The following is a 17023-nucleotide window of genomic DNA, read 5'->3' on the forward strand; positions in this document are numbered from 1 at the left end:
ACGATCAGCCCATGACCGAACGGACCCTGCCGGTGGTGCCTGGCGTCGAGCACCGGTGGATCGACGTCGACGGCGTGAGCCTGCACGTGGCCGAGGCGGGGGAGGCGCACCGCTCGGCCGACCGCCCCACCCTCGTGCTGCTGCACGGGTGGCCGCAGCACTGGTTCTGCTGGCGACACGTGATGCCGGCGCTGGCCGAGACGCACCACGTGATCGCGCTCGACCTGCGCGGTGCCGGCTGGAGCGACGTCCCCGAGGGCACCGAGGCCTACGACAAGCGCGTCATCGCCGACGAGGTCGCCCGAGCGATCGAGGTGCTGGGCCTCGACCGGCCGGTGCTGGTCGGGCACGACTGGGGTGCGTGGACCTCGCTCCTCGTCGCGAGCCGTCACCAGGGTCTGGTGCGCGGTGTCGTCGCGGCGGCGATCGTGGCGCCGTGGGAGGACGTGCCCTGGTACCAGATGTGGCGCTTCGCCTACCAGCCGATCGCGGGCGGTCCCGGCGGTGCGCTCCTGCACCGCCGCGCCGGGCAGGTGCTGCTGAAGACGATCTTCCGCGCGGGTGCGTCGCGGCGGTTCCGCTGGGAGCGCGGCGTCCGCGAGGAGTACCTGGCGCGGTTCCGTGACCCGGCGCGGGCCCGGGCCGGGCAGTCGATGTACCGGGCCTTCCTGCTCAAGGAGATCCCGCAGCTGGGCCGCGGCTACGCCCGCCGGGTCGACGACGTGCCGCTCCTCTTCCTCCCGGGCACCGGCGACCTCGTCCTCGCGCCCGCGCTCGTGCGCCGCGCCGAGGGCCCGCCGAACGTGACCGTCACCGAGATCTTGGGCACGGGCCACTGGATCCCCGAGGAGCGCCCCGCCGAGCTCGTCGGCCACGTCCGCGACTTCCTGCGCCAGTTCTGACGAACGATGAGGCATTGAGCCCCGCTCCGGTACCCGAATGCATCATCGTGGTCTGAGTCGTTACGATCGGGGCACACCGCCGGTGTAGCTCAATGGCAGAGCGCTTGCTTCCCAAGCAAGATACGCGGGTTCGATTCCCGTCACCGGCTCCACTGAACCGGCGCCCGACTCTCAGACCGTCTTGACGATGTAGACGTCGCAGGGCGCGTGGTGGGCGACGTCGGTGGCGACGCTGCCGAGCAGTCGGCTGATGCCCTGCACCCGCCGGTTGCCCACGACGATGAGGTCGGCGCCGATCTCCTTGGCCACGTGCACGAGGGCGTCGGCGGGCTTGCCGGGAGCCGGGCTGGACTCGACCGTGCCCTGGTAGGAGAGGCCGTCGGCGACCTGGCGGGCGATCGCCTCGGCCCGCTCGCCGGGGCTCAGCGGGTGCATGCCCGGCGGGAGGTCGGTGGCCGCGGTGGCCTTCTCGTCGACCGCGGTGACGATGTGGAGGGCGGCGCCGGTGGCCGAGGCGAGCTCCGCCGCGACCTCGGCCGCGCGGGACGCGGTGTCGCTGCCGTCGACGCCGACGAGGATGGTCTTGTACACGTGGTGCTCCTCACAGTTGCCTTCTCTGCACCTTGGCACACGAAGGGGCCAAGCGCTCGAGGTCGGGAACCGCAGGGCGAAGAGACGATGCGTTAGGTTCTCCTTGTGCTGCTTTCGGACCGCGACATCCTCGCCGAGATCGACGCCGGGCGGGTCGCGCTCGACCCCTATGACGCCTCGATGATCCAGCCATCGAGCATCGACGTGCGCCTCGACAAGTTCTTCCGCGTCTTCGACAACCACAAGTACCCCCACATCGACCCCGCACAGGACCAGTCGGACCTGACGCGCGAGGTCGAGGTCGCCGGCGAGGACGCGTTCATCCTGCACCCGGGTGAGTTCGTGCTGGGCTCCACGTACGAGTACGTGACGCTGCCCGACGACGTCGCCGCGCGCCTCGAGGGCAAGTCGTCCCTCGGCCGTCTCGGCCTCATGACGCACTCCACCGCCGGCTTCATCGATCCCGGGTTCCAGGGCCACATCACCCTCGAGCTGGCGAACGTGGCCACGCTGCCGATCAAGCTCTACCCGGGCATGAAGATCGGCCAGCTGTGCTTCTTCCGTCTCACCTCGGCCGCGGAGAACCCGTACGGCTCGGCGAAGTACGGCTCCCGTTATCAGGGGCAGCGCGGTCCCACGGCATCGCGGTCCCACGCGAACTTCCACCGGAGTGTGATCGACTGAGGGCATGACCGCGCCCGACATCCGCCTCGTCGTGGCCGACCTCGACGGCACCCTGCTCGACGAGCGCAAGCAGATGCCCGCCGAGACGTTCGCCCTCATCCGCGACCTGCAGGCCGCCGGCGTCGCCTTCGCCCCCGCCAGTGGCCGCCAGTGGGCGACCATCGAGTCGATGTTCCACGAGGTCGCCGACGATCTCGTCATCATCGCCGAGAACGGCGCCTACGTGACCCACGCCGGCGTCGAGGTCGCCGCCCACCCGCTGGATCCCGCGTGGGTGTCGGGCGCCGTGCGCAAGACGCAGGGCCTGGCCGACCGTGGCGTCGACGTCGGCATCGTCGTGTGCGGCATCGAGTCCGCGTGGATCGACCGCACCGACCAGCCGTTCCTCGACCAGGTCGAGCCGTACTACCGCCGCCTGAAGGTCACCGAGGACCTGACCTCGGTCGACGACACGATCATCAAGCTCGCCGTGCACGACTTCGGCGACCTCGAGGCGGTCACCGCGCCGTTCCTCAAGGAGCACGCCGAGCAGAACCCCGTCGCGATCTCGGGGGCGCATTGGGTCGACGTCATGGCCGAGGGCGTCAACAAGGGGCTCGCCGTCCGCGAGCTGCAGGCCGAGATGGGCATCGACGCCACGCAGACGATGGCGTTCGGCGACTACCTCAACGACTACGAGATGCTCCAGGCCGCCGACTGGTCGTTCGCGATGAGCAACGCCCACCCCGACATCCTCGACGTCGCGAACTACACGGCCCCGCCGAACCACGAGAACGGCGTCATCACCACCGTCCGGTCGGTCGTCGGCCTCTGACCGGTCGGACCCTCCTCACCGCACGACGACGAGGTCGACCTCGTCGGCGATGCGGTAGGGCGAGGTCGTCAGCAGCGCCCCGACCTGCCGTCGCAGCCGCGAGATCTCGGCGCGCACGGTCACCTCGTGCCCACTGTCGCCGAACAGCGCCCGGCTGAGGGCGGCGGCGGACGTCCCGGCGGGTCCGGCGTCCGCGAGCCGGACCAGGAGCTCGGCATGGCGGGCGCTCAGGGGTCGGCGCAGGGTCGAGTCGGCGGACGTCACCTCGAGCACCGGCTCGCCGCCCGTGAGGTCGAGTCGACCCCGCACGCGCCGGTCGGCGGTCGCAGGACGCACGAGCCAGCCGCCGTCGATGGGCTCGGGCAGGCACAGACCCATCCCCGGGACGGCCAGTGACGTGTCCGGCCGTGGAGCGGCGATCCGGTCACGCACCGCGATGCCGGAGCGCACGGCGACCCAGCCGTCGGGATCGACCACCAGGAGCGGTCCGTTCGAGGACGCGACCACGTGCTCGACCGAGCGACGGAGCCGTTCCAGCTGATGGGTGTGCACCTGCGACAGCCGCGCCTCCGCCAGCCGCACGGCGGTCTCGACGAGGGCGGTGATGGCCGGGTGCAGCGTCAGGGCAGGTCCGCTGACGTCGACCACGCCGAGCAGCTCGCCCGTGCGCGGGTCGTGCAGCGGCGCGGCGGTGCAGTACCACGGGTGCTGCTGCTCCTCGAAGTGCTCGGCGGAGAAGAGCTGGACCGGCGCCTGCTCCGCGATCGCGGTGCCGATGGCGTTCGTCCCGACCTGGCCCTCGGTCCACAGAGCGCCCTCGCCGAAGCCGAGGCGGTCGGCCTGCAGTCGCACGGTGCTCGCCCCCTCGCGCCACAGGATGATCCCGTCGGCGTCGGTCACCACGAGCAGGAAGCGGGACGCGTCGGCGACGCTCGTGAGGGCGAGCCGGAGGTCGTCGATCACCCAGCGCAGCGGCGTGGCGCGGCGGCGCCGCTCGACCTCGTCGCGGCCGAGTGGGTCGCGCGCGCCCGCGCCCGTGGGATTGAGGCCGAGCGCCAGCATCCGCTGCCACGATCGCGCGACCACGGGCCGTGGCAGGGCGGGTGCGCGCCCGCCGGAGAACAGCAGGTCGTGCATCCGGCGCAGGTCTCGGGCATGGCGCGGCAGGTCCGTGCCCGGCGCGACGGCGCTGAAGCTGTTCACCTCGCCACCTCCTGGGTCGTCGCCAGCATAGGCAGCCAGTGTGACGCCCGTCACGTGCAACGTCGTGCAACGCTACCCGGCCGACCTGCCCCGGCGGTGTCCTGAGGTCCGTCCCCCACCGGCCTCAGCGATTCGAGGAGCGATCATGACCCAGATTCTGGAACCACCCGTCGACAAGGCGGCGAACCCCGATCCCACCGTCGCAGCCGAAGGATGGTTCGCCGACTTCGAGGCCGCCCTGCGCGAGCGCGACGTCCACCGCGCCGCCGCGCAGTTCGCCACCCAGAGCTTCTGGCGCGACCTGGTCGCCTTCAGCTGGAACATCACGACGGTCGAGGATCGATCCGGCGTCGAGGGCCTGCTGACCGACACGCTCGAGCGCACCGACCCGAGCCGGTTCGTCCTCGAGGAGCAGGCCACCGAGGAGGACGGCGTCATCACCGCCTGGTTCGTGTTCGAGACGGCGGTCGGCCGCGGTCGTGGTCTCGTTCGCCTGCGTGAGGAGGAGGGCCGTTGGAGGGCCTGGACGTTCCTCACGACGCTCTACGAGCTGAAGGGGCACGAGGAGCCGCGCGGCTCCCGGCGGCCGATGGGCGCCGAGCACGGTGCGACGAAGGATCGAACGACCTGGACGGAGCGCCGGGAGGCGGAGGACGCGTCACTCGGACGCACCGAGCAGCCCTACGTCCTCGTGGTCGGCGGCGGCCAGGGCGGCATCGCGCTCGGTGCTCGGCTCCGCCAGCTCGGCGTCCCGAGCCTGGTCATCGACAAGTACCCCCGGCCGGGGGACCAGTGGCGCAGCCGCTACAAGTCGCTGTGCCTCCACGACCCGGTCTGGTACGACCACCTGCCCTACCTGAAGTTCCCCGACAACTGGCCCGTGTTCGCGCCGAAGGACAAGGTCGGTGACTGGCTGGAGTCCTACACGAAGGTCATGGAGGTGCCGTACTGGTCCTCGACCGTCGCGACCTCGGCGTCCTTCTCCGAGGGGACCGGACGATGGACCGTCGAGATCGAGCGCGAGGGCGAGGCGCTGACGCTGACCCCGACGCACCTCGTGCTGGCGACCGGCATGTCCGGGAAGCCGAACGTTCCCGTGCTTCCCGGACAGGACGTGTTCCGCGGCGAGCAGCAGCACTCGAGCCAGCACCCCGGCCCCGACGCATATCGCGGCAAGAGGGTCGTGGTGATCGGCTCGAACAACTCGGCGTTCGACATCTGCGGCGCCTTGTGGGAGCACGATGCCGACGTCACGATGGTCCAGCGGTCGTCGACCCACATCGTGAAGTCCGAATCGCTCATGGACATCGGCCTGGGCGACCTCTACTCCGAGCGGGCGCTCGCGGCCGGCATGACCACCGAGAAGGCCGACCTCGTCTTCGCGTCGCTGCCCTACCGGATCATGCACGAGTTCCAGATCCCGCTGTACGAGCAGATGAAGGAGCGGGACGCCGACTTCTACGCACGCATGGAGGCTGCTGGCTTCGACCTCGACTGGGGCGACGACGGCTCGGGCCTGTTCATGAAGTACCTGCGCCGGGGGTCGGGCTACTACATCGACGTCGGGGCGGCCGAGCTGGTCGCGGACGGGGAGGTCAAGCTGGCGAAGGGCCAGGTCTCCCACCTCACCGAGGACTCCGTGGTGCTGGCGGACGGCACCGAGCTGCCGGCCGACCTCGTGGTCTACGCGACCGGGTACGGCTCGATGAACGGCTGGGCCGCGGACCTGATCAGCCAGGACGTCGCCGACCGGGTGGGCAAGGTCTGGGGACTCGGCTCGGACACGACCAAGGACCCGGGACCGTGGGAGGGCGAGCAGCGCAACATGTGGAAGCCGACGCAGCAGCCGCATCTGTGGTTCCACGGGGGCAACCTGCACCAGTCGAGGCACTACTCGCTCTACCTGGCGCTCCAGCTCAAGGCGCGCCACGTCGGGATCCCCACGCCCGTCCGCGGGCTGCAGGAGGTGCACCACCTCTCCTGAGCGTGCGCCCGAGGGCTCCGGCGACGGCCGGAGTCCTCGGCGTGCCGGGGGCCCCGGGCATGACCCACGTCACACCGGCCGATAGCGTGCGCGCGTGGCGAAGAAGACTCGGACCTGGCTGCGGCGCACCCTGCTCGCCGTTCTCGTGCTCCTGCTGCTCGGCGTGGTCGGGTTCTTCGCGCTCGGCCCGGGCATCGTCGAGAACAGCATGAACCGGATGGCCGACACCGACCTGACCGAGCCGGACCGCGAGACGGTCGCGCTCCACGACTCCCTGTTCATCGCCGACCTGCACTCCGACACGCTGATGTGGAACCGGGACCTGCTCGACCGCTCCGACCGCGGTCACATGGACCTGCCGCGGCTGCAGGACGGCAACGTCGGCCTGCAGGTGTTCTCGTCGGTGTCGAAGACGCCCAAGAACCAGAACTACGACTCGAACCCGGCGAACACCGACAACATCACCCTGTTGGCGATCCTGCAGCTGCAGCCGCCGCGCACGTGGACCTCGCTGGTGGAGCGGTCGCTCTACCACGCCGAGAAGTTGCAGGACGCGGTCGCCGACTCCGAGGGCGAGCTGCGCTTCATCCGGTCGCGCGACGACCTCGACCGCCTCGTGGCCGACCGCGAGGCCGGCAAGAACGTGACCGGGGCGCTGTTCTCGCTCGAGGGCCTGCAGAGCCTCGAGGGCGACCTCGACAACCTCGGTCGACTGTTCGGTGCCGGCGCGCGCATGGCCGGCTTCACCCACTTCTTCGACAACGAGGTCTCCGGGTCGATGCACGGCGAGGGCAAGGGCGGCCTGACCGACCTCGGCCGCGAGGCGTTCGCCGAGATGGAGCGCCGTGGGATGGTCGTCGACATCGCCCATGCCAGTCATCCGGCGATCGCCGAGATGCTCGAGCTCGCCACGAAGCCCGTGGTGGCCAGCCACGGCGGTGTCCAGGCGACCTGCGACGTCAACCGCAACCTCACCGACGACGAGATCCGCGGCGTCGCCGCCACGGGCGGTGTCGTCGGCATCGGCTACTGGGACGCCGCGGTCTGCGAGCTGACGCCCGCCGCCGTCGTCGACGCGATCGAGCACGTCATCGAGGTCGGCGGCCTCGAGACGGCGGCGCTGGGCAGCGACTACGACGGAGCCACGAAGGTCGCCTGGGACACCAGCGACATCGCCGTCGTCACCCAGGAGCTGCGCGACCGTGGGCACTCCGACGAGGACATCGCCGCGATCATGGGCGGCAACACGCTGCGCGTCCTGCGTGCCGTCCTGCCCGTCGGAAGCGACGGTTAGAGTCGCGGGGTGAGAGTCCAGCCGTCCCCCGAAGTCGCCGCAGCACTGGAGCAGGGGCGCCCCGTCGTCGCCCTCGAGTCCACGATCATCAGCCACGGCCTGCCCCGTCCCGACAACCTCGCGGCCGCGCAGGAGTTCGAGGAGATCCTGCGGTCGCAGGGCGTCACGCCCGCGACGGTCGCGGTCCTCGACGGTGAGCTGAAGGCGGGTCTCACCGCCGACGAGCTGTCGCGGATCGCCAACGAGGACGTCCCGAAGCTCACGGTCCGCGACCTCCCCGTCGTGCTCGGCATGGCCGGCAGCGGCGCCACCACGGTGGCCGCCACGTCGTGGATCGCCGACCGCGCGGGCATCCGCGTGTTCGCCACCGGAGGCCTCGGCGGCGTGCACCGCGGCGCGTCCGAGACGTTCGACGAGTCCGCCGACCTCACCGTCCTCGGCCAGGTGCCGATCACGGTGGTCTCGGCCGGCGTGAAGTCGATCCTCGACATCCCTGCGACCTTGGAGCGCCTCGAGACCCTCGGCGTCATCGTGCTGGGCTTCCGCACGAAGGACTTCCCGAGCTTCTGGCTCACCTCGTCGGGCCACCAGCTCGACTGGCGCGCGGAGGACGCGTTCGCCGTCGCCGCGGTGATGCACAGCCGCGACCAGCTCGGACTGAGGTCGGGCATCGTCGTGGCGAACCCGCTGCCGGAGGAGAAGCAGCTCGACCCGCAGGTCCACGACGAGGCGCTCGAGCGCGCGCTCGCCGAGGCCGAGGCGAAGGGCCTCTCCGGCAAGGAGGTCACGCCGTTCCTGCTGCAGCGCATCGTCGAGCTCACCGGCGGCGACAGCCTCGCCGTCAACCTCGACATCGCCCGCAACAACATCGAGGTCGCCGCCCGCATCGCGACCGCCGCGGCGGAGTACCCGTGATCCTCGTCGTGGGCGACGTCGTCGACGACATCGGCGTCCTGCCTCTCGAGCCCGTCGCCCCGCGCAGCGACACCCGCGCGCAGATCCGGATGACGCCGGGCGGGTCGGCAGCGAACACGGCTGCGTGGCTGGGCTTCCTCGGCGCGCAGACGCGCTTCCTCGGCAAGGTCGGCAACGACGGCGTCGAGCGCCACGGTGACGCCCTGCGCGAGCACCAGGTCGAGCCGCGGCTGGTCGCCGACCCGCTGCTGCCCACGGCCACGATCGTGCTGACCCTCGACGACGACGCCGACCGCACGATGTACGTCGACCGCGCCGCCAACGGCACGCTCACGCAGGCCGACCTCCCCGACGACCTCTGGGACGGCGTCGACTGGCTGCACCTCACCGGCTACACCTTCTTCGACCCGCAGACCCGCGACGTCGCCATCGACCTCATCGCCGAGGCGAAGCGGCGCGGTGCGGGCGTCAGCGTCGACCCCAGCACCACCGCGTTCCTGCGCGAGGTCACGCCCGAGGCGTTCGCCGAGTGGACCCGCGGCGTCGACCTGCTCGTGCCGAACCTCGACGAGGCGCGCCTCATGGTCGGCGCGACCGGCCCGTTCGTCGACTTCGACGCGCTGACGCGGATGTACCCGCAGGTCGTCGTCACGCTCGGCTCGATGGGCGCCGCCTACGTCGCCGGCGGCGACCGCGAGCAGGTGGCCGCCCCGCGCATCCAGGTCGTCGACACCACCGGCGCGGGCGACGCCTTCACCGCCGGCTTCCTGGCCTCGTGGCTGGAGCAGAAGGACCCGCGCGCCGCGCTCGCCGGCGGCATCGGTGCCGCCAGCCGCTGCGTCCAGCAACGCGGCGCCCGCCCCTAGCGAGGCGTCAGGATGACCGCATGACCGTCACGCTCTCGCCCGTCACTGCCGAGCGGTTCCCGGCCTGGCTCCGGCGAACCCGCGCGGAGTACGAGGCCGACCTCGTCGCCACGGGCGAGACGCCTGAGGAGGCCCGGCGCCAGGCCCGAGCCTCGACGGACCATGCGTTCCCCGACGACGTGCCGACGCCCGGTCATGCGGTGTTCGACCTGATCACCGACGAGGGCACCGTCGCCGGGTATCTCTGGCTCGGCCACGACACGTCGGGCGACAGCAGGTCGTGGTGGGTCTGGGACGTGTTCGTCGAGCCGGAGCAGCGCGGTCGGGGCGTGGGCCGCGCGGCGATGCGGCTCGCGGAGGAGTACGCGCGGGACGCGGGCGCCCAGACCCTGGGACTCAGCGTGTTCGGCTTCAACGAGGCGGCGCGCGGCTTGTACGAGTCGCTCGGGTACGAGGTCACCAGCGTGAAGATGCGCAAGCGCCTCTGAGTCCCCGAACGACGAACGCGCCAGCACCCGGAGGTGCTGGCGCGTTCGCGCGGTGACGGCTGTCAGGCCTTCGTGTCGTCGTCCTCGCCCGTGGACTCGTCGGCCGCCGCCTCGGTGGCGGAGCCGGTGAGGTCCTCGCCCGAGGGGTTCGCGTCGCTGAGCGGCGCGGCGTCCTCGGAGACCGGGTCGGGGGCGGGAGCGTCCTCGACCGGCGTGATCGCCGCCAGCTCCTCCTGCTCGGAGGTGGGCTCGGCGTGCTTCTCGGCCGGCAGCTCGGGCTCGGAGTCGTCGTACACGACCGACTCGGCGTCGGGGTTGGTCGTGTCGCCGCTCTCGGGGTGCGGCTCGGGCTTGGGCTCGTCCTCCGAGGCCGTGTGGCCCTTCGACTCGTCGTCCTCGAGCGCATCCAGCAGCGACGGCTGCTCGTGGCCGCCCGCGGACGCCTCGGCGACCTCGACCTCAGCGGTCTCGGGCTCGGCGGGAGCCTCCTCGGTCGCCTCGACCTCAGCGGTCTCGGGCTCGGCGGGAGCCTCCTCGGTCGCCTCGACCTCAGCGGTCTCGGGCTCGGCGGGAGCCTCCTCGGTCGCCTCGACCTCCGTGGCCTCAGGCTCGGCGGGGACCTCGGCAGCGTCAGCCGTGTCGGCGTCGGGCTGGCCGAGTCCGGGCTGCTGCTCGTGCAGCGCCGGGCTGTCGTCGGACTCCGAGTCGAACTCGGGCTTGGAGACCGCGTCGTCCAGCGCCTCGGGCTCCGGATCGGACTGGGCGGGCTCGTCCTCGGGCTCGGTGGCCACGGAGACGGGCTTGGTGCCCTCCGCGTCCAGCGCGCCCTCGGGGGTCGCGTCGCCCGACTCGAAGATGCCTCCGGCGGTGCCCTTCTCGTCGACCGCGATGTTGTGCTTCGCCGCCATCTCGGCGTCCGCGGCGCGGCTCTCGCCCTCCGGGTCGTCGAGGTCGTCGCCGGCATCGGTCGGCGCGTCGGCCGACGCGTGGGCGTCGGCGGCGGCACCGACGGACTCGGTGTCGGTCAGCGTGCCGGGATCGGCCTGGGCCTGCGGACCGGGCTCGGCGTCCTCGGGCTCGTCACCCGCGGCGTGCGACTCATCGGCGGCCGCGGCGACCAGGGCCTCGGCCTCGGTCACGACGTCCTCCTCGGAGCGCTTCACGGCCTGCAGCAGCAGCTGCGCGACGTCGAGGACCTCGACGTTGAGCAGCGACTCGTCCTCGGCCTGCTTCGCGGTGAGGCCGTCGGCCAGCATGACGCGGCAGAAGGGGCAGCCCACGGCGATCTGCTCCGCCCCGGTGCCGATGGCCTCCTCGGTGCGGTTGATGTTGATGCGCGAGCCGATCTTCTCCTCCATCCACATGCGGGCGCCGCCGGCGCCGCAGCAGAAGGAGCGCTCCTTGGAGCGGTCCATCTCGACGTAGTCCGCGCCCGTGGCGCCGATCAGCTCGCGCGGGGGCGAGTAGACCTGGTTGTGGCGGCCCAGGAAGCAGGGGTCGTGGTAGGTGACCTTGGCGGCCGGCGCGGCGGGCGCGACCGGCTTGAGCTTCTTCTCGCGGACGAGGCGGTTCAGCAGCTGGGTGTGGTGCACGACCTCCAGCTCGATGCCGAACTCCTTGTACTCGTTCTTGAGCGTGTTGAAGCAGTGGGCGCAGGTCGAGACGACCTTCTTGACCTTGGTCTCCTCGAAGACCGCGACGTTCTCCATCGCGAGCTGCTTGAAGACGATCTCGTTGCCGGCGCGACGGGCGGAGTCGCCCGAGCAGGTCTCGCCGTCACCGAGGACGGCGAAGGTGACGCCCGCGATGTCGAGGAGCTCGGCCACGGCCTGCGTGGTCTTCTTGGCGCGGTCCTCGAAGGCGCCGGCGCAGCCGACCCAGAACAGCCACTCGACCTCGTCGAGCGACTCGACGTCGACGCCGACCTGCTTGACCTCGAAGTCGAGGTCCTCGGCCCACTTCATGCGGTCGCGCGGGTTCATGCCCCACGGGTTCCCCTTGCGCTCGAGGCCCTTGAAGATGTTGTTGAGCTCGGCGGGGAAGTTGGACTCGACGAGCACCTGGTAGCGGCGCATGTTGTCGATGTGGTCGACGTGCTCGATGTCGACGGGGCACTGCTGCACGCAGGCGCCGCAGTTCGTGCACGACCACAGGACGTCGGGGTCGATGACGCCGAACAGGTCCTCGGTGCCGATGAGCGGACGCTCGAGCTCGCGCTGCTGGTCCTCGGTGAGGGTCTCGGGGTCGGCGCCGAGCAGCGGCACCTTGGCGTACGCGTGCTCGCGCAGGCCCATCATGAGGAGCTTGGGGGAGAGGGGCTTCTCGGTGTTCCAGGCGGGGCACTGGCTCTGGCAGCGGCCGCACTCGGTGCAGGTGGAGAAGTCGAGGATGGACTTCCAGCTGAAGTCCTCGACCTTGCCGACGCCGAGCTTCTCGAACTCCTCCTCCTCCATGTCCTCCATGGTCTCGAGGTCGAGCGGCTTGCCCGCGACGTAGAGCGGGACGAGGGCGCCCAGCGCGGTGCCGCCGTCGGCCTCGCGCTTGAAGTAGATGTTGAACCAGGCCAGGAAGCGGTGCCAGGCGACGCCCATCGTGAGGTTCTTGCCGATGACCATCAGCCAGACGGTGGCCGAGACGACCTTGACGACCGCGAGCAGCGTGATCGTGACCTCGAGGCCGGTGACCGACAGGCCCGACCAGAGGGTGTCGCCGATCCAGCCGGTCAGCGGGAAGTGGAAGTACGTGCCGTGGCTGTCGCCCTCGAGGCTCATCAGGCGGTACTCGGCGCCGCGGATGAGGATGCCGGCGGCGCACTCGAGCGCGACCATCGCCTCGACGAAGTAGGCCTGGCCGAAGCGCGAGCCGAAGAAGCGGCTCTGGCGGCCCTGGGTGCGCGGGTGGTTGCGCTGGCGGATGACGACGAGCGCCGCGATGCCGATGAGGCCCAGCCAGGCGATGGCCTCGCTGACCCACTCGAAGAGGAAGAAGTGGCCGATGATCGGCAGCACCAGGTGCGGGTTCCAGACCTGCAGGTAGGCGGTGGCGACCGCGGTGCTGAGGATGAGGAAGCTGAAGAAGACGGCCCAGTGCAGGAGGCCGACCCAGTGCCACTGGAGCATGCGCGTGTGGCCGAGGGTCTCGACCAGCATGTTCTTCGTGCGGCTCGCCGGGTTGTCGGTGCGACCGTAGGCCGGCGTTCCGGCGCGGATGACCCCGAGCATCCGCTTGATCCCGGGCGCCAGGTAGTACACCGCCAACGCCGTCGAGACCAGCGTGATCACTCCGGCGATGATGTTGATCGGTTCCATGCCGATTCCTCTCGCGGTTCAAGCAGTTGGTGCTGACCCTAATCTGCGGCGGAGAGCGCTGCTCAGTTAGGCCAGCCAAAGGCGTACGATGATGTTACCTGCGAGTAGCAACGGGTACGCAGGCGATGGCCGCCAGCGGGAAGACCGCGACCGCCGCGAAGGCCCAGCCGTAGCCCGCGAGCTCGACGATCGCGCCGACGACGGGCGGCACCGCCGCCGCGGTCAGGTACTGGCCCGTGTTCTGGATGCCGAACGCGCGCCCCGACCACCGCGGTCCGGCGATCTCGGCCACGGCGGTGAACGCCAGGCCGTTGTCGACGACCGTGATCACCATGGCGGCGACCATCAGGGTGATCGCGACGGGCGATCCCTCGAGCACGGCCAGCGCCAGCATGGAGACGGTGGCCGCCACGGCCACCTGCCGCATGGGGCCGAGCCGATCGCCGACGCGGTCGGACCACCAGCCCGCGGCGATGCGACCGCCCGCGCCGAGCACCTGCGAGACCGCGTAGAGCGCTCCGGCCGCGGCCGGGCTCCAGCCGTGCTGGTCGATGAGCCACAGCAGCATGAAGGTCCACACCGCGTACTGCGGGATGACGAGCAGCGCCGAGGCTCCGTGGATCCGCACGAGGCGCCGGTCACCGCGGTAGGGGTTGGCGCGGGGGTCCGTGCCCTCCGTCGCGAGCCGCGGCGGGTCCACGACGGTGAGCGCGATGAACACGGTGGCGACCGCCGAGACGACGAGGCAGCCCAGCACGATCGGCGCGACGCCCCACGACTGCACGCCGGCGGGGACGACGAGGGCGGCCACGCCGACGCCGAGGGGAAGACCCGTCTGGCGGATGCCCATCGCGAGACCGCGGCGATGCGCGGGGAACCAGCCGACGACGAGCCGGCCGCTGGCGGAGTTGGAGCTGCCCGCGGCCACGCCGCACAGGCCGAAGCCGAGCGCGAGCACGACCACGTCGTCGGCGCGGGCGCCGGACCAGGCCACCGCGCTGCCCACGACGAGCAGGGCGAGGCCGGACGTCAGCGCGATCCGCTCGCCCACGCGATCGACGATCGCGCCCCACGCCACGAGGGTGAGCAGGGTGCCGACGGTCGGGGCGGCGGCGAGCGCGCCGGTGGCGACGAGGGGGACGCCCTCGTCGAGGTGCAGGTGCGGGATCAGCAGCAGCGGCGTGCTGACCACGGCGGTCGCGGTGACCTGCGCGATCATCGCCGCGACCAGCATGAGCCAGGGGCTCGGGCGGCGCGTCACCTCCGCGCGCGGGTCATCCGAGAGCGCCCACGTGCGCCAGCGCCTGCTGCAGCAGCACGCCGCGGCCACCCTCGAGCTCGTCGAGGATCGCGGGGCTGAGCGCCTCCTGCGGAGTCAGCCACGAGAGCTCGAGCGCGTCCTGGCGCGGGTCGCACTCGCCGGTGACCGCCACGACGTAGGCCAGCGCGACGGCGTGCTGGCGCGCGTCGTACAGCGGCGTGACGCCGGGGATCGGGAAGTACTCGGCGACCGTGAAGGGCACGATGTCGGCCGGCAGCTGCGGGAACGCCGTGGGGCCGAGGTCCTTCTCGAGGTTGCGCATCAGGGCGGAGCGGATCGGCTCGCCGTGCAGCACGCGACCGGAGACGAACGAGCGCGCCATCGTGCCGGTGGTGGGGGAGCCGCGCAGCAGCAGGCCGACCTGCTCGACCTGGCCGAGGCTGTCCAGTCGGACCGGGATCGCCTCGACGTAGAGGATCGGGACGCGGGACCGGGTCTCCTCGAGCTGGAAGTCGGAGAGCCAGCCGGGGTTCGGGTCGGGGGTGCGCACGGAGGGCATGCGCCCATTGTGGTGGATCCCTGGCTGTCGGCAGCGGACGCGGACGTGAACACGGGTTGTCACTGGGAGTTACAGCACTTAGGGTGAGCCACATCACAAGGCCCGTCCGTCTCAGGGGACGGGTCTGCCGGAGGAAGGCTCGCCCGTGATCCGCACGTCCCGAACATCCCAGCGCCTCGTCGCCGCAGGCTCGTCGGCGGCCGCCCTGGCCGCCGCGGCCGTGGTCGGAGTCGGGCTCGTCTCGCCCGCCTCGGCCGCCGACGTGGAGCTGGAGAAGTCCTTCGACTACACGTGCCAGGTGACGGCCGGCGGGCTGAACCTCGGCGAGCACGTGATCGGCGTCCTCGCGTCGACCACGGCGCCCGAGTCGGTCTCCCCGGGCGAGGTGATCGCGCCGCGCACGGTGAACATCACGCTCACGATGCCCGAGCTGCTGCGTCAGTCCACGGCCATGCTGCTGCAGGGCCGCGAGGCCGACGGCGAGTCCACCGACTCGGCCGTCACCCTGACGACGGGCGGCGAGACCACGAGCGTCCCGATCCCGAACCTCGGGTCGCCGCGCACGCCCATCCCGCAGACGGCGAACGAGCCGTGGACGATCCCGGCGTCGGGCACGGTCCCCGAGATCACGACCCCGGCCACGGCGACCGGCTCGGTCGTCCTGGGCATGCCGAGCACCTTCTCGATCGCCGCCACCATCTACAAGGCCGACGACTCGACCGTCCCGTCGACCCTGACCTGCGCGGGCCCCGGCGACCTGTCGCTCGGCACGATCGCGGTCACCGCGGGCAGCGAGCCGACCACCGGCCCGACCTCCGAGCCGACCTCGGAGCCGACGAGCGAGCCCACCACTGAGCCGACGAGCGAGCCCACCACTGAGCCGACGAGCGAGCCCACCACTGAGCCGACGAGCGAGCCCACCGCCGAGCCGACGACGGACCCGACCTCGGAGCCGACGAGCGAGCCGACGACGGAGCCGACGAGCGAGCCGACGACTGCTCCCACCACGACCCCGACCGATCCGCCGGCGGCCGACGTCGACCTGTCGAAGCGCTTCGACTACACGTGCCGCGTCACGGCCGGCGGACTCGACCTCGGCTCGCACGTGATCGGCGTCCTGGCCGAGACCACGATCCCGTCGCGGGTCCAGGTCGGCGACGTCATCTCCTCGCGCGGCGTCGACATCACCCTGACCCTGCCCGAGCTGCTGCGGCAGTCCACCGCGATGCTGCTCCAGGGCCGTGAGGCCGAGGGCGGCTCGACGGACTCGTCGATCACCCTGACCACGGGCGGCCAGACCCAGGCCGTCGCGATCCAGGACCTGAAGTCGGCACGCACGCCGATCCCGCAGGTCGCCGACGAGCCCTGGCTGATCCCCGCCACCGGCACGGTCCCCGAGATCACGGTCCCGGAGTACGCCGAGACCTCGGTCCGCCTGGGCATGCCCGAGGCGTTCACGATCCAGGCCACGATCCACAAGGCCGACGGCTCGACCGTCCCGTCGAACCTGACCTGCGCGGGCCCGGACGAGCTCGGCCTGGGCTCGATCCCGGTCGGCGACGCCGAGCCGGAGCCCACCACGGGTCCCACCAGCCAGCCGACGACCGCGCCGACCACGCAGCCGACGACCGAGCCCACGGGTGAGCCCACCACGGCTCCGACGACCGGCCCGGGCGACGACGAGGACCCCGACGCGGTGGAGCTGCTGAGCGACGACGTGCTGTCGCCCGGCGACACCATCACCTTCGCCTTCGGGTCGAACTGGATCGGCAAGGAGCTCGAGTTCGAGCTGCGCTCCGACCCGATCCCGATGGGCACGAAGGTGGTGCCCACCTCGGGCGAGGTGTCGGTGCGCATCCCGACCAACGCGCCCGCCGGCTCGCACGACGTCGTGGTGCTCAGCCGCGGCGAGGTGATCGCCTCGGTCCCGGTCGAGATCCTGCCCGCCGACGCCGCGGCCGACACGACCGACGACGACTGGATCAGCGACGGCTACCTCGCCGCGACCGGCGGTCCGGCCGTGAGCGCCGCGCTGCTCGGCGGCGTCCTGGTGCTAGCCGGAGGAGCGGCCCTGGTGCTGCGCCGCCGCACGCGTCGCAGCTGACGCAGGAGTGAGCGGGGGCGGATCCTCGGGTCCGCCCCCGCTGCCGTGCC

General features: G+C 71.5%; 14 protein-coding genes and 1 tRNA gene. 10 read left to right on the top strand and 5 right to left on the bottom strand.

The genetic code is table 11. From position 1 onward, the window contains the following. The first annotated feature begins 11 nt into the window (after window positions 1-11). Window positions 12-902: an alpha/beta fold hydrolase gene (locus tag ACGWYL_RS07175; RefSeq protein WP_395486808.1), complete on the top strand. Its 891-nt coding sequence runs from the start codon at window positions 12-14 to the stop codon at window positions 900-902. A 78-nt stretch (window positions 903-980) separates the two neighbouring features. Continuing rightward, a tRNA-Gly gene (locus ACGWYL_RS07180) sits at window positions 981-1054 on the top strand. 19 nt (window positions 1055-1073) lie between these two features. Here ACGWYL_RS07180 and ACGWYL_RS07185 read toward each other — a convergent pair. Beyond that, window positions 1074-1493, bottom strand: a complete 420-nt coding sequence (locus ACGWYL_RS07185) for a universal stress protein (protein ID WP_179426903.1) — start codon at window positions 1491-1493, stop codon at window positions 1074-1076. A 105-nt stretch (window positions 1494-1598) separates the two neighbouring features. Here ACGWYL_RS07185 and dcd point away from each other — a divergent pair, with 105 nt between their 5' ends. Together dcd and ACGWYL_RS07195 are read left to right on the top strand one after the other, a co-directional pair. Further along, window positions 1599-2177 (top strand): dCTP deaminase, encoded by a 579-nt coding sequence (gene dcd, locus ACGWYL_RS07190; protein WP_269304961.1) that lies wholly within the window; start codon window positions 1599-1601, stop codon window positions 2175-2177. A 4-nt stretch (window positions 2178-2181) separates the two neighbouring features. After that, on the top strand, window positions 2182-2991 hold the full coding sequence (locus ACGWYL_RS07195; protein WP_395486809.1) for an HAD family hydrolase: 810 nt from the start codon (window positions 2182-2184) through the stop codon (window positions 2989-2991). 15 nt (window positions 2992-3006) lie between these two features. On the opposite strand, the gene ACGWYL_RS07200 is transcribed toward ACGWYL_RS07195, so the two are convergent. Next, window positions 3007-4194 (bottom strand): GAF domain-containing protein, encoded by a 1188-nt coding sequence (locus tag ACGWYL_RS07200; protein ID WP_395486810.1) that lies wholly within the window; start codon window positions 4192-4194, stop codon window positions 3007-3009. A 145-nt stretch (window positions 4195-4339) separates the two neighbouring features. Between ACGWYL_RS07200 and ACGWYL_RS07205 the strand changes: the two genes are divergently transcribed. From ACGWYL_RS07205 to ACGWYL_RS07225, 5 genes are all read left to right on the top strand, one after another. After that, the gene (locus ACGWYL_RS07205; RefSeq protein ID WP_395486811.1) at window positions 4340-6178 is read left to right on the top strand and encodes a flavin-containing monooxygenase; all 1839 of its coding nucleotides are present in this window, start codon (window positions 4340-4342) and stop codon (window positions 6176-6178) included. A gap of 94 nt (window positions 6179-6272) precedes the next feature. After that, window positions 6273-7472 (top strand): dipeptidase, encoded by a 1200-nt coding sequence (locus ACGWYL_RS07210; protein ID WP_395486812.1) that lies wholly within the window; start codon window positions 6273-6275, stop codon window positions 7470-7472. A 9-nt stretch (window positions 7473-7481) separates the two neighbouring features. Continuing rightward, complete coding sequence (locus tag ACGWYL_RS07215) at window positions 7482-8387, top strand: pseudouridine-5'-phosphate glycosidase (protein WP_269304969.1); 906 nt, start codon at window positions 7482-7484, stop codon at window positions 8385-8387. Next, the gene (locus ACGWYL_RS07220; RefSeq protein ID WP_395486813.1) at window positions 8384-9253 is read left to right on the top strand and encodes a carbohydrate kinase family protein; all 870 of its coding nucleotides are present in this window, start codon (window positions 8384-8386) and stop codon (window positions 9251-9253) included. The genes ACGWYL_RS07215 and ACGWYL_RS07220 overlap by 4 nt, the downstream gene beginning before the upstream one ends. A 20-nt stretch (window positions 9254-9273) precedes the next feature. After that, the gene (locus ACGWYL_RS07225) at window positions 9274-9741 is read left to right on the top strand and encodes a GNAT family N-acetyltransferase (protein ID WP_395486814.1); all 468 of its coding nucleotides are present in this window, start codon (window positions 9274-9276) and stop codon (window positions 9739-9741) included. 62 nt (window positions 9742-9803) lie between these two features. Here ACGWYL_RS07225 and ACGWYL_RS07230 read toward each other — a convergent pair whose 3' ends face one another. From ACGWYL_RS07230 to ACGWYL_RS07240, 3 genes are all read right to left on the bottom strand, one after another. Next, window positions 9804-13049, bottom strand: coding sequence for a heterodisulfide reductase-related iron-sulfur binding cluster (locus ACGWYL_RS07230; protein WP_395486815.1), 3246 nt, complete (start codon window positions 13047-13049; stop codon window positions 9804-9806). Window positions 13050-13143: 94 nt separating this feature from the next. After that, on the bottom strand, window positions 13144-14310 hold the full coding sequence (locus ACGWYL_RS07235) for an MFS transporter (RefSeq protein ID WP_269304997.1): 1167 nt from the start codon (window positions 14308-14310) through the stop codon (window positions 13144-13146). Window positions 14311-14323: 13 nt separating this feature from the next. Beyond that, window positions 14324-14869 (bottom strand): DUF4916 domain-containing protein, encoded by a 546-nt coding sequence (locus ACGWYL_RS07240; RefSeq protein WP_269304999.1) that lies wholly within the window; start codon window positions 14867-14869, stop codon window positions 14324-14326. A 145-nt stretch (window positions 14870-15014) separates the two neighbouring features. Here ACGWYL_RS07240 and ACGWYL_RS07245 point away from each other — a divergent pair, with 145 nt between their 5' ends. Then, window positions 15015-16973, top strand: coding sequence for a DUF6801 domain-containing protein (locus tag ACGWYL_RS07245; protein ID WP_395486816.1), 1959 nt, complete (start codon window positions 15015-15017; stop codon window positions 16971-16973). Window positions 16974-17023 lie beyond the last annotated feature (50 nt).

Origin of the sequence: Aeromicrobium sp. JJY06, from assembly GCF_044069275.1 — a bacterium.
GTDB lineage: Bacteria > Actinomycetota > Actinomycetes > Propionibacteriales > Nocardioidaceae > Aeromicrobium > Aeromicrobium tamlense.